10 protein-coding genes are annotated in these 12,750 nt (G+C 66.6%); 7 read left to right on the top strand and 3 right to left on the bottom strand.

The window, feature by feature from the left end:
• Positions 1-41: 41 nt before the first annotated feature.
• Positions 42-791, bottom strand: coding sequence for a LytR/AlgR family response regulator transcription factor (locus BLW02_RS04335; protein WP_026435897.1), 750 nt, complete (start codon positions 789-791; stop codon positions 42-44).
• A complete protein-coding gene (locus tag BLW02_RS04330; RefSeq protein ID WP_092697178.1) occupies positions 788-1,936 on the bottom strand; it encodes a sensor histidine kinase in 1,149 nt (382 codons plus the stop codon). The genes BLW02_RS04335 and BLW02_RS04330 overlap by 4 nt, the downstream gene beginning before the upstream one ends.
• Positions 1,937-1,987: 51 nt before the next feature.
• On the opposite strand from BLW02_RS04330, the gene argH reads away from it, so the two are divergent.
• The 5 genes from argH (at position 1,988) to BLW02_RS04305 (ending at position 8,541) form a co-directional block, all read left to right on the top strand.
• Complete coding sequence (gene argH, locus BLW02_RS04325) at positions 1,988-3,448, top strand: argininosuccinate lyase (protein WP_092697177.1); 1,461 nt, start codon at positions 1,988-1,990, stop codon at positions 3,446-3,448.
• A gap of 155 nt (positions 3,449-3,603) precedes the next feature.
• The gene (locus BLW02_RS04320; RefSeq protein ID WP_092697176.1) at positions 3,604-4,587 is read left to right on the top strand and encodes a Bug family tripartite tricarboxylate transporter substrate binding protein; all 984 of its coding nucleotides are present in this window, start codon (positions 3,604-3,606) and stop codon (positions 4,585-4,587) included.
• A gap of 126 nt (positions 4,588-4,713) precedes the next feature.
• Positions 4,714-4,890, top strand: coding sequence for a biosynthetic peptidoglycan transglycosylase (locus BLW02_RS19895; RefSeq protein WP_159433765.1), 177 nt, complete (start codon positions 4,714-4,716; stop codon positions 4,888-4,890).
• Positions 4,891-4,911: 21 nt separating this feature from the next.
• Positions 4,912-7,188, top strand: a complete 2,277-nt coding sequence (locus tag BLW02_RS04310) for a diguanylate cyclase domain-containing protein (protein WP_092697174.1) — start codon at positions 4,912-4,914, stop codon at positions 7,186-7,188.
• Positions 7,189-7,377: 189 nt separating this feature from the next.
• On the top strand, positions 7,378-8,541 hold the full coding sequence (locus tag BLW02_RS04305; protein WP_092697173.1) for an alpha-hydroxy acid oxidase: 1,164 nt from the start codon (positions 7,378-7,380) through the stop codon (positions 8,539-8,541).
• A 131-nt stretch (positions 8,542-8,672) separates the two neighbouring features.
• On the opposite strand, the gene BLW02_RS04300 is transcribed toward BLW02_RS04305, so the two are convergent.
• Positions 8,673-9,590, bottom strand: a complete 918-nt coding sequence (locus BLW02_RS04300) for a LysR family transcriptional regulator (protein WP_208859683.1) — start codon at positions 9,588-9,590, stop codon at positions 8,673-8,675.
• Between the two features lie 250 nt (positions 9,591-9,840).
• On the opposite strand from BLW02_RS04300, the gene amaB reads away from it, so the two are divergent.
• Both amaB and BLW02_RS04290 read left to right on the top strand, forming a co-directional pair.
• On the top strand, positions 9,841-11,388 hold the full coding sequence (amaB, locus tag BLW02_RS04295; RefSeq protein ID WP_092697172.1) for an L-piperidine-6-carboxylate dehydrogenase: 1,548 nt from the start codon (positions 9,841-9,843) through the stop codon (positions 11,386-11,388).
• A 140-nt stretch (positions 11,389-11,528) separates the two neighbouring features.
• Positions 11,529-12,719 carry an NAD(P)/FAD-dependent oxidoreductase gene (locus tag BLW02_RS04290; protein WP_092697171.1) on the top strand — a complete coding sequence of 397 codons (1,191 nt, stop codon included), beginning with the start codon at positions 11,529-11,531 and terminating at the stop codon, positions 12,717-12,719.
• Positions 12,720-12,750 lie beyond the last annotated feature (31 nt).

The following is a 12,750-nucleotide window of genomic DNA, read 5'->3' as shown; positions in this document are numbered from 1 at the left end:
ATAAGCGCTCAAGGCTAAAAACGCTGAATGGACGGCAGGCCTCAGCCCGCCAGCTCCTCGCGCACGGCCGCCACCTGGCGGCGCGACACCATCAGCAGCTCGGTCAGCCCCTGCAGGCGCACGGCCCAGCCTTCGCCTTCCTCGGGGTCGTAGTGCTTTTCCAGCGCACGCACGGCGCGGCGTGCCACCAGCGCATTGCGGTGGATGCGCAGGTAGCGCGGGGCGAACTTGGCCTCCAGTTCACTCAGCGAGCCATCCATGATGTAGCTGCGCGTGGCGGTGCGCACGGTCACATATTTTTGCTCGGCCTTGAAATACAGCACCTCGGCCAGCGACAGGCGCTCGGTGCGGCCCCGGTCCTGTATCAGCAGGGTTTCGCCTTCTGGCACGCCGGGTGCTGCCACCGGTGCGGGGCTGCGGATGTTGCGCTGGGCCTTGGCCAGGGCCTGCAGCAGGCGTTCGCGCCGCACGGGCTTGGTGAGGTAGTCCACGGCGTCGAGTTCGAACGCGCTCACGGCGTGGTCGGCGTGGGCGGTCACGAACACCACGGCCGGGGGGTACGCCAGCGCCCGCAGGGCGTGGGCCAGGCACAGGCCGTCTTGGCCGGGCATGTGGATGTCCAGCAGCACCAGATCGAACGCCCGCCCGCCGGTGGGGGTGAGCTGCGCCAGGGCCTCACCCGTGTTGGCTGCTTCGTCCACGGTGCATGGCACGGTGTCCCGGCAATCGCCCAGCAGGGTGCGCAGTCGGCCGCGGGCCAGGGCTTCGTCGTCAACGATGAGGATGTTCATGGATGGGAGCGGCGCGGGGTGAGGGTTCGGGCTGCCTGGGCAGGCGCGGTGCGCTGGTGCGCGCCGGGGGCCGGCAGGGTGATGCGCACCTGGTACAGGCCATCCTGCACGCCTGCACTGAACGCGCCCTGCACATCGTGCAGCAGCGCCAGGCGGGCGCGCACATTGTCGAGTGCAATGCCGTGGCCCCTGGTGGCGGGGTCGTCGCCCTCGCCGTTTTTGCCTACCCGGGAGGGCAGGGTGTTGGTGATGCGCACCACCACGCGGCTGCCGCGCAGCTCGGTCAGCACGCGCAGCTTGCCGCCGCGGGCGCTGGGTTCCACGCCGTGCTTGACGGCGTTTTCCACCAGCGGCTGCAGCAGCAGGGGGGGCAGGCGGGCGTTGTCGGTGCGCGGGTCCAGGTTCCATTGCACCTGCAGGCGTTGGCCAAAGCGCACCTCTTCGATGGCCAGGTAGCGGCGTGCCAGCGTGATTTCTTCCGCCAATGTGGTCGATTCGCCTTGTTCGATCAGCGCCACGCGGAACAGGTCCGACAGGTCTTCCAGCAGCGACTCGGCCTTGGCCGGCTCTTCGCGCACCAGGGCGATGGCGCTGTTGAGGGTGTTGAACAGAAAGTGCGGCCGGATGCGTGACTGCAGCTCGGTCAGGCGCGCCGTGGTGGCCGCCGGGGTGCGCCCGCGCGCGCGCATCACCAGCGCCGCCACCAGCGCCGCCGACAGCAGTGCGCCGCTGGCCGCGCTGGCCAGCCAGGGCGGCTGCTCCGCCATGCCCACCAGGGCCAGCATGGCGCAGGCATACAGCCCCGCCAGGGTGCCCAGCGCCACGCCCGCCGCAAATTGCCCGTTCGTGTCCAGGCGCTGCAGCAGGGTCTTGAGGCTGCAGGCGGCTATCAGCCAGACCAGCGTGGCGGGCAGGGCGCCGCCGGTGAGCAGCGACACGCGGGCCAGCCACTCCAGCGGTGTGCTGGCGCCATACATGGCGCCCACGCCGAGCACGATTTCCACAAACAGCACGGCGCGCAGCACCACGCCCACATGGCAGGCATCGAACACCAGCGCCCGCTGCACTTTGCCCAGCAGGCGTGGCTTTGCGGGCGTCAATTCCAGGTCCAGGGGCTGGGTCGATAAAATTTGCTTGTTTTGCATTGCGGCATCCGGGTGTTCCGGGTGTCAGTTCCACCGGATTATTGCCCTGCCATGCCCACCAGCCAAGCCACGACCCCCTCCCACAACCAGCTCGACACCAAGGCCCAGGCCTGGTCGGCGCTGTTTTCCGAGCCCATGAGCGATCTGGTCAAGCGCTACACCTCCAGCGTGTTCTTCGACAAGCGCCTGTGGCAGGCCGACATCGCGGGCAGCCTGGCGCATGCCGAGATGCTGGCCGCGCAGGGCATCATCAGTGCCGACGACCATGCCAGCATCCAGCGCGGCATGGCGCAGATCAGCGCCGAAATCGAATCCGGCGCGTTCGAATGGAAGCTCGACCTCGAAGACGTGCACCTGAACATCGAGGCGCGCCTGACGCAGCTGGTGGGCGACGCCGGCAAGCGCCTGCACACCGGCCGCAGCCGCAACGACCAGGTGGCCACCGACGTGCGCCTGTGGCTGCGCGGCGAGATCGACCTGATTGGCGATCTGCTGAAAGAACTGCAGGTGGCGCTGGTCGATGTGGCCGCGCAGAACGTCGAGGTGATCCTGCCCGGTTTCACCCACCTGCAGGTGGCGCAGCCTGTGAGCTTTGGCCACCACATGCTGGCCTATGTGGAAATGTTCCAGCGCGACGCCGAGCGCATGGCCGATGTGCGCCGCCGCACCAACGTGCTGCCCCTGGGCAGCGCGGCCCTGGCCGGCACCACCTATCCGCTGGACCGCGAGCGCGTGGCCAAGACCCTGGGCATGGAGGGCGTGTGCCAGAACAGCCTGGACGCCGTGAGCGACCGCGACTTCGCCATCGAATTCACCGCCGCCGCCAGCCTGTGCATGGTGCATGTGAGCCGCCTGTCCGAGGAACTCATCATCTGGATGAGCCAGAACTTCGGCTTCATCAAGATCTCCGACCGCTTCACCACGGGCAGTTCGATCATGCCGCAGAAGAAGAACCCCGACGTGCCCGAACTCGCGCGCGGCAAGACCGGCCGCGTGGTGGGCCACCTCATGGGCCTGATCACGCTGATGAAGGGCCAGCCCCTGGCCTACAACAAGGACAACCAGGAAGACAAGGAACCGCTGTTCGACACCGTCGATACGCTGAAGGACACGCTGCGCATCTTCGCCGAGATGGTGGGCGGCCAGCCCAACCCCGCCACGGGCAACAAGGAGGGCGGCATCACCGTCAACGCGACCGCCATGGAGCAGGCCGCGCTCAAGGGCTACGCCACCGCCACGGACCTGGCCGACTACCTGGTGAAGAAGGGCCTGCCGTTCCGCGATGCCCACGAAACCGTGGCCCACGCCGTGAAGGCCGCCACCACCCACGCCTGCGACCTGTCGGAGCTGCCCCTGGCCGTGCTGCAGGGCTTTCACCCGCAGATCGAAAAGGATGTGTACGAGTGCTTGAGCCTGCGTGGTTCGCTCAATGCGCGCAACACGCTGGGCGGCACTGCGCCTGCCCAGGTGCGTGCGCAGATCGCCCGCCACCAGGCACGCCTGGCTGCATGACCGGTTTTTGAATGAGATGTGGCAATGGCGCTCTGGGGTATTGCGCAATACGCTTTTTATTCAATAGCGTTTGAGTGCGCGTGAAGCCAGGTGCATCCTGCGCTTCATCCCGTCTTGCCGCGTTCTCCGCCCGGTATTTTCCTGAGGAGTTGGATATGACTTTGCGTTGCCCCCTGATGTCGCTTGCCCTGCGCGGCCTGGCTGCCCTGGCGGCGGCGCTGGCCCTGTCCACCGGCCTGGCCCAACCGGCCAAGCCGGTGCGCATCCTGGTGGGCTTTCCACCGGGCGGCGGCACCGATGCCATTGCGCGCACGCTGTCCGAACGGCTCAAGGACGCGCTGGGCGTGCCGGTGGTGGTGGAAAACCGGCCCGGCGCCGGCGGGCAGATTGCCGCGCAGGTGCTCAAGGCTTCGCCGCCGGACGGCACCACGGTGTTTCTGACGCACGACCACACCATCTCCATCCTGCCGCTGGTGGTGAAAAACCCCGGCTACCAGCCCGACCATGACTTCGTGCCTGTGGCCGGCTTTGCCACCTTTGTGAATGCCTTTGCCGTGTCGGGCGGCACCCCGGCCAAAAACTTTGACGAATACGTGCAATGGGTGCGTACGCAGGGCGGCAAGGGCGCCGTGGGCATTCCGGCGCCGGCCTCCACGCCAGAATTTCTGGTGAAGCTGGTGGGCGAGAAATTCCAGCTCGATCTGGTGTCGGCACCCTACCGGGGCGCGGCACCCATGATGGCCGACATGCTGGGCAACCAGATTGGCGCGGGCGTGGGCTCGGTGCAGGACTTCATGGAAAACCACAAGGCCGGCAAGCTGCGCGTGGTGGCGGTGCTGGGCACCAGGCGCCAGGCGGCCATGCCCCAGGTGCCCACGTTGGACGAACTGGGCCTCAAGGGTTTTGCCGACCTGCCGTATTACGGCTTCTATGCCCCGGTCGGGACGTCGCAGAAATTCCTCAACCAGTTCGCCGTGGCGCTGGCCACGGTGGTGGGCGAACCCGAGGTACGCGAGCGCCTCACCGCCATGGGCCTCACGGTGGGCTTCATGACGCCGCAGCAACTGGCCGCGCGCGAACACGCCTACACCGACACCTGGCGCCAGATCATCAAGGCCAGCGGGTTTGTGCCGCAATAGGCGGCGCGAACGCGGCCCTTCACGCCATCTTCGGCCCGCGCAAGGTGCCCGAAGCCCTGGGCGTGCGATGCAGGCAGGTGCCGTGGTTCTCGTAAGCGCTTGCAATGCAGCGATTGGCGCGCCGCCTTGGTCGCTGCCCAGGTGCTGGAATGGCGCAAGAACCGGATCCTGCAGGCCTACCTCAACCGCGTGCCGTTTCGCAGCGAACTGGCGTGGCGCATGAATGGCAAGCCGCTGGAGGATGGGCGCAGCACGCTGCGGCCTGTCCGCCCGTCCGCGCCAGGCCAGTGCATACAATTGTAAAAGTTCATTTGCAGACCCCTTGTGCGCCTGTCTGTCTCTTCCCGTCTGATCCTGCTGGCCCTGCTGTTGTCTCTGGGCATTGGCGGACTGTTTGCCCGCAGCATCTGGGCGCTGCACGAAGAAGCCTGGCGCAACGCCCAGCGCACCAACGTCAACCTGGCTCGCACACTGAGCGAGAACATCGCCCGCACGATGGAGTCTTTTGACCAGTCGATGCAAGGGGTGGTGGAGGGCGTGACCGATCCCCAGGTGATGGCTTTGCCCCCGGCAATGCGCCAACGCGCGCTGTTCGACAACTCGCTGCGCGTGCAGGGTATCGGCTCCATCCTGGTGCTGGACCGGGCGGGCAATGTGGTGATCGACTCGGAATTCGAGAAGCCACGCCAGGCCAATTTTGGCGATCGTGACTATGTGCAGGTGTTCGACGGCGGGGCCCACACGGGTCTGTTTGTGGGGGCGCCGGTGCGTGCGCGCCTGTCCGGCCAGTACAGCCTGCCCGTCAGTCGCGCCTTCTATGACTCTTCGGGCCAGTTGGCGGGGGTGGTGACGGGCACCATCCAGCTGGAGCACTTTCAGAAACTGTTCAACGCGCTGAACCTGGGGCCGGATGGCAGCCTGAACCTCTTTCGGTCCGATGGCGTTCTGATTGTGCGTTTCCCCTTCCGTGAGGACGCGGTGGGCCGCAGTCTGGCGGGTATGCCCAACATTCGTGTCTTTCAGTCTGCCCGCAGCGGCGTTTTCACCGGGCGGGCAGCGCATGGCAACGTCGAGCGTCTCTACGCCTTCCAGCATGTGGGCGACTACCCGCTGATGGTGAGTGTGGCCCAGTCGGTGGCGTCCATCTATGCCGGCTGGTACCGCAGCGCCTGGCTGCTGGGCGGCTTTGCCCTGGTGTTGATGGTGGCTTGTGCGGGGCTGGCGTGGCTGTTTGCACGCGAGTTGCGCCGCCGCCAGCAGGTCAGCGGCCAGCTGGCGCAGGCCGAGCACGACCTGCGCACCATCCTGAACAACCTGCCGTCCATGATCGGCTACTGGGACAGCAACCTGCACAACCGCTTTGCCAACCATGCCTATGTGGAGTGGTTTGGGCAGGCGCCCGACCAGATGCGTGGCCGGCACATCCGTGAGCTGCTGGGCGAGGCGCTTTACGAGAAGAACCGGCCGTATCTGGAGCAGGCGCTGCAGGGGCATGCGCAGTTGTTCGAGCGCACCATCGTGGACCCCAAGGGGGGCGCACGCTACGCCATCGCCTCCTATGTGCCCGACATGGAGGGCGACCAGGTGCGCGGCATCTTTGTGCAGGTGACCGACATCACCGAGCGCAAGCGCATGGAAGACGCGCTGTTCGAAGAGAAAGAGCGCATGCACCTGACGCTCAAGTCCATTGGCGATGCTGTGGTCTGCACCGATGCGCAGGGCCTGGTCACCTACCTGAACCCCGTGGCCCAGCGCCTCACGGGCTGGCAGAGGTTTGACGCCGTCGGCCGCTCGGTGGACGATGTGATTCACCTGCACACCCCCGACGGGCAAGTGCCCCAGCCCAGTCCGCTGCGCCAGGCACTGCACGGGCAAAAGCCTGTGGAACCCACGCGCGGCGTGGTGCTGCACCGCACCAGCGGCCAGCGCTTTGATGTGGAGGAAACGGCCAGTCCCATCACCGACCGCCATGGCCAGATCACCGGTGCCGTCACCGTGCTGCGCGATGTGACCGACGCCGTGGCCATGGCCGAGCGCATGGTCCACCTGGCGCAATACGACGCGCTCACCGACCTGCCCAACCGTGTGCTGCTGCAGGACCGGGCCCGCCAGGCGCTGATCCATGCGCAGCGCGACCAGACATCGTTGGCCGTGATGTACATCGATCTCGATGGCTTCAAGCAGGTCAACGATACGCTGGGCCACGATGTGGGCGACGAATTGCTGGTGCAGATCGCGCAGCGCCTCACGGGCGCCGTGCGGGCCTCCGACACCGTGTGCCGCCAGGGCGGCGACGAATTCGTGGTGTTGCTGCCGGGCATCGACGCTGCCGAGCAGGTCTGCCATGTGGCGCGCAAGATCGAGGCGGCATGCAGTGTGCCCTATGTGCTCAACGGCCGGGTGCTGTCGGTGGGGCTGAGCGGCGGCATTGCCCTGTTTCCCCAGCACGGCGACAACTTCAAAGCGCTGTCGCGCCATGCCGACGCGGCCATGTATGCTGCCAAACAGGCCGGCCGGCGACAGTTTCGCCTGTATGCGGGCGCGGATGCCGAGCCCGTGCGGGTGGTGCAAGAAAGCGGCGCTGCGCCGTTTGCCCCTTGAATGAGAGCTTTTAGCGCTTGCTGTACAAGTGCCGTAGATCGTTTTTGGTGAAATTTTGTGCTGGAGTGCCGCGCCACTGGCTGGCTGGCGCGAAATTTGTTGCAAGGCTGCGCAAATAAATTTGATGGCCCTGGCCTGTGCCGCGGCCTACCATTCGACGCCAACCCATCTGTTACCTGGAGTGTCCGCGTGCCCAATCTGTCCAAAGTTACCTGCATCGAAGACCTGCGTGTCGTGGCCCAGTGCCGTGTGCCGCGCATGTTCTATGACTATGCCGATTCGGGCTCGTACACCGAGGGGACCTACCGTTCCAATACTGCCGATTTCCAGGGCATCAAGCTGCGCCAGCGCGTGGCAGTGAACATGGAAGGGCGCAGCACCCGCACCACCATGATCGGCCAGGACGTGGCCATGCCGGTGGCGATTGCGCCCACGGGCCTCACGGGCATGCAGCATGCCGATGGCGAGATCCTGGGCGCGCGCGCGGCCAAGGCTTTCGGCATACCGTTCACGCTCTCGACCATGAGCATCTGCTCCATCGAAGACGTGGCCCAGCATGCCGGCCCCGGCTTCTGGTTCCAGCTGTATGTCATGCGCGACCGCGATTTCATCGAACGCCTTATCGACCGCGCCAAGGCCGCCGGCTGCTCGGCGCTGCAGCTCACGCTCGATCTGCAGATCCTCGGCCAGCGCCACAAGGACATCAAGAACGGCCTCTCGTCGCCGCCGAAGCCCACGCTCACGAACCTCATCAACCTGGCGACCAAGCCGCACTGGTGCCTGGGCATGCTTGGCACGAAGCGGCGCAGCTTTGGCAACATCGTGGGCCATGCCAAGGGCGTGGGCGACCTGTCTTCCCTGTCGTCCTGGACGGCCGAGCAGTTCGATCCGCAGCTCAACTGGGGCGACGTGGAGTGGATCAAGAAGCGCTGGGGCGGCAAGCTGATCCTCAAGGGCATCATGGACGCCGAAGACGCGCGCCTGGCCGCCAACAGCGGGGCCGATGCGCTTATCGTCAGCAACCACGGCGGCCGTCAGCTCGACGGTGCGCCCTCGTCGATTGCCGCGCTGCCGGCCATCGCCGAGGCGGTGGGCAAGGACATCGAGGTGTGGATGGACGGCGGTATCCGCAGCGGCCAGGACGTGCTCAAGGCCCGCGCCCTGGGCGCGCGCGGCACACTGATCGGCCGCAGCTTCCTGTATGGCCTGGGTGCCTATGGCGAGGCGGGCGTGATCCGGGCGCTGGAGATCATCCAGAAGGAGCTCGATATCACCATGGCGTTCTGCGGCCATACGGACATCGATACGGTGGACCGTGGCATCCTGCTGCCGGGCACCTATCCCATCGCCTGAGTCCAGGCCGACTCATCACCGGGTGGCCGCCACCGATGCAGGCAGGCGTTTGAGCGTGGCACGCGTCCACAGGATCTTGCTCGCGCGCAGCATGGGCATGGCGGGTAACGGCGGGTGGTAAGCGCGGTGGGTTAGCGCGACCCCTGCCGCTGCCCCGCGCACTCCCCCACGACCCAATCCCTGAACGCTTTCACCAACGGCGTCTGCGCCCGCGCCTCGGGGTAGACGAGGTAATACGCATCGGTGCTCGTCAGCACCCGGTCTGACAGCTCCACCAGACGCCCTGCCGCCAGTTCCTGCTCGATCAGAAAGCGCGGCAAGAGCGCCGCGCCCAGGTGGGAGACTGCGGCCTGGGCGATCATGGCGAAGTGTTCGGACTGGGGGCCGCGCAGCGCCAGCGCCGTGGGGGTGCCCACCAGCGCGAACCATTCGGCCCATTGCGTGGGGCGGGTGCTTTGCTGCAGCAGCACCACGCGCGTCAGGTCTTGCGGGGTTTTGATGCCGTGGCGGTCGCGGTAGGTGGGGCTGCACACGGGCACGGTTTCTTCGTGCATCAGGTATTCGCACACGGCGCCGGCCCAGTGCGGCGCGCCGAAGTGGATGGCGGCGTCGAACGGCGTGCCCGCAAAGTCAAAGGGCTCGGTGCGGGCCGAGAAGTTGACCATGGCCTCGGGGTGCAGCGCCATGAAACGCCCCAGGCGCGGGATGAGCCAGCGCGTGCCCAGCGTGGGCAGCACGGCCAGGTTGAGCAGGCCGTCGGTGCTGGAAAAAGCCATGGCTTTTTGCGTGCTGGCCGACAGTTGTTGCAGCACGTTTTGCACGTCGGCGGCATAGACGCGGCCCGCGTCGGTCAGCACCACACGCTGGCGCACGCGGTGGAAGAGGGCGGTGCCGATCTGCTCTTCGAGCTGACGGATCTGGCGCGACACGGCGCTTTGCGTGAGGTGCAGCTCCTCTGCCGCGCGGGACACGCTCTGGTGGCGTGCTGCGGCCTCAAAGGCCAGCAGGTCGGCAGTGGAGGGCAGGAAGGTGCGGCGCAGCAGGGTCATGCGTGGATCATGCGTCGGGGGAATGATGGGTGTTGGCCGTCTGTGACTGTTTTGAGTCGCAGTGCTTATAGGGCAAGGGCATGCGCTGGCAGCTCTGCAGTTTTCAGACACTTCATTCTCGATTGTGATCAAGTAGTTCCATTTTTTTGCTATCCATTGTGGTGGTATTGGCGGATATTGGCGCATTCATTGCGTGGGTTCTCTTGCGCTGTTCTGTTTTTCCGCACCCTTTTCACTATTGCGAGCCGCCATGCCTGCAACCCTTGCCGCCGCTTCCCTTGTGCCCGAAGTCGATCCACTGCTGCAACGCCTGGGCGTGCCCCGTGCGGCCTACATGGGCGGCACGCTGGCTGCGCGCTCACCCATCACGGGCGAGGTGCTGGCCCAGGTGCAGCAGCAGAGCCCTGCCGACGCCACCGCCGCCATCGGCCGCGCGCATGCGGCCTTCCAGGCGTGGCGCAATGTGCCCGCACCGCGCCGGGGCGAGCTGGTGCGCTTGCTGGGTGAAGAGCTGCGCACAGCCAAGGCCGACCTGGGCCTGCTCGTGACCATCGAGGTGGGCAAAATCTCGTCCGAAGGCTTGGGCGAGGTGCAGGAGATGATCGACATCTGCGACTTTGCCGTGGGCCTGTCGCGCCAGTTGTATGGCCTGACCATTGCCACCGAGCGCCCCGGCCACCGCATGATGGAAACCTGGCACCCGCTGGGCGTGTGCGGTGTGATCTCGGCCTTCAACTTCCCGGTGGCCGTGTGGTCGTGGAACGCGGCGCTGGCGCTGGTGTGCGGTGATTCGGTGGTGTGGAAACCTTCGGAAAAGACCCCGCTCACCGCACTTGCCACGCATGCGATTGCACAGCGTGCCATCGCCCGCTTCAACCGTGAGACTGGCAGCGACGCGCCCGAGGGCCTGCTGGAGCTGATCGTGGGCCAGCGCGACATTGGCGAGGTGCTGGTAGACGACGCCCGCGTGCCCGTGCTGTCGGCCACCGGCTCCACCACCATGGGCCGCGCCGTGGGCCCGCGCCTGGCAGCGCGGTTTGCGCGCGGCATCCTGGAGCTGGGGGGCAACAACGCCGCCATCGTGGCGCCTTCGGCCGACCTGAATCTGGCCCTGCGCGGCATCGCGTTTGCCGCCATGGGCACGGCAGGCCAGCGCTGCACCACGCTGCGCCGCCTGTTTGTGCACGAAAGCATTTACGACCAACTGGTGCCCCAGCTGGTCAAGGTATACACCAACGTGCAGGTGGACGACCCGCGCATTGCGGGCACGCTGGTGGGCCCGCTGATCGACCGCATGGCCTTTGACGGCATGCAAAAGGCGCTGGAGCAAGGCCGCGCGCTGGGTGCCACGGTGCACGGCGGCGGCCGTGTGGAAGGCCTTGGCGGTGCCGGTGCGTACTACGTGCGCCCCGCGCTGGTGGAGCTGCAAAAGCACGAAGGCCCGGCGCTGCACGAAACCTTCGCGCCCATCCTGTACGTGGTGCGCTACAGCAGCATCGACGAGGCCATCGCCATGAACAACGCCGTGGGCGCGGGCCTGTCATCGTCCATCTTCACGCTCAATATGCGCGAGGCGGAGCTGTTCATGTCTGCAGCAGGTTCGGACTGCGGCATTGCCAACGTGAACATCGGCCCCAGCGGCGCCGAGATTGGCGGCGCGTTTGGCGGCGAGAAGGAAACAGGCGGTGGCCGCGAAGCGGGCTCGGACAGCTGGAAGGCCTACATGCGCCGGGCAACCAACACCATCAACTACTCGACCGCATTGCCGCTGGCGCAGGGCGTGACCTTTGATGTGTGATTTGGCTGTGGAAAGCATGCGGTACGCCCCGGCTTCGACAGCAGGCTCAGCCCGAACGGGCGGGGTGAGGCGGGGTGCGTCGTGTCCCCCCGCGCGCCCTGAGCTTGTCGAAGGGCTGGTGCACCGCGAGATCTTTGAGAATGACCACTGACTCCTCTCCCATCGTCATCATTGGCGGCGGCGTCATCGGCAGTGCCATTGCGTACTTCCTCACGCTGCAGCAGCCGGGCTGCGAGGTCGTGGTGGTCGAGCGGGACCCGACCTACGCGCGGGCGTCGTCGGCGCTGTCGGCCAGCTCGATTCGCCAGCAGTTTTCCACCGACATCAACATCCAGGTCTCGGCGTTTGGCATCGGCTTCCTGCGCAACGTGGACCAGCTGTTGGCCTGCCATGGCGACGCGCCCGACATCGGCCTGCACGAAGGCGGCTACCTGTACCTGGCCACCCAGGCGGGCGCGGCCACGCTGCGCGAGAACCATGCGCTGCAGAAGCGGCATGGCGCCGATGTGGCGCTGCTGAGCCCGCAGCAGCTGGCCGAGCATTTTCCGTGGCTGGCGCTGCAGGATGTAGCGCTGGGCTCGCTGGGCCTGTCGGGCGAGGGCTGGTTTGACGGCTACCTGCTGCTCACGGCATTGCGCAAGAAGGCGCAGCGCCAGGGTGTGCGCTACGTGGCCGACGAGGCGGTGGGCCTCGACCTGGCCGCCAGCGATGGCGTGCAGCATGTGAACGCCGTGCGCCTGCACAGCGGCACCGTGCTGCCCTGCCGCTATGTCGTGAACGCGGGCGGCCCGTGGGCGGCTGCCATTGCGGGCTGGGCGGGCATTGACCTGCCCGTGGTGGGCAAGCGCCGCACGGTGTTCAACCTCGCCAGCCCGGCAGCGCTGCCGGGTTGCCCGCTGCTGATCGACACCAGCGGCATCTGGCTGCGGCCCGAGGGCAAGGGCTTCATCTGCGGCTTTGCGCCCGACGCAGACAACGATGCCGACTTTGCCCCGCTGGAGCCCGAGTACGCCGCGTTCGAGGAACACATCTGGCCTACGCTGGCAGGGCGCATCCCCGGCTTTGAGGCGCTGCGCATGCAGGGCGCCTGGGCAGGCTACTACGAGATGAACACCTTCGACCACAACGCGCTGTTGGGCCTGCACACCGCCTGCGACAACCTGGTGTTCGCCAACGGCTTCTCGGGTCATGGCCTGCAGCAGAGCCCGGCCGTGGGGCGCGGCCTGGCCGAGTGGATGCTGACCGGCCGCTACCACAGCCTGGATTTGTCGCCGCTGTCCATCGAGCGCCTTGCGCGCCAACAGCCGCTGCTCGAAAAGAACGTGATCTGAGTTTCGCTCTTTCTCAACCTGCCATCCACCA

The sequence above is a fragment of the Acidovorax soli genome, from assembly GCF_900107605.1.
In the GTDB taxonomy this organism is placed as follows: domain Bacteria; phylum Pseudomonadota; class Gammaproteobacteria; order Burkholderiales; family Burkholderiaceae_C; genus Acidovorax; species Acidovorax soli.
Note: the sequence above shows the minus strand (reverse complement) of the source record. Positions and strands in the feature narration are given on the sequence as shown.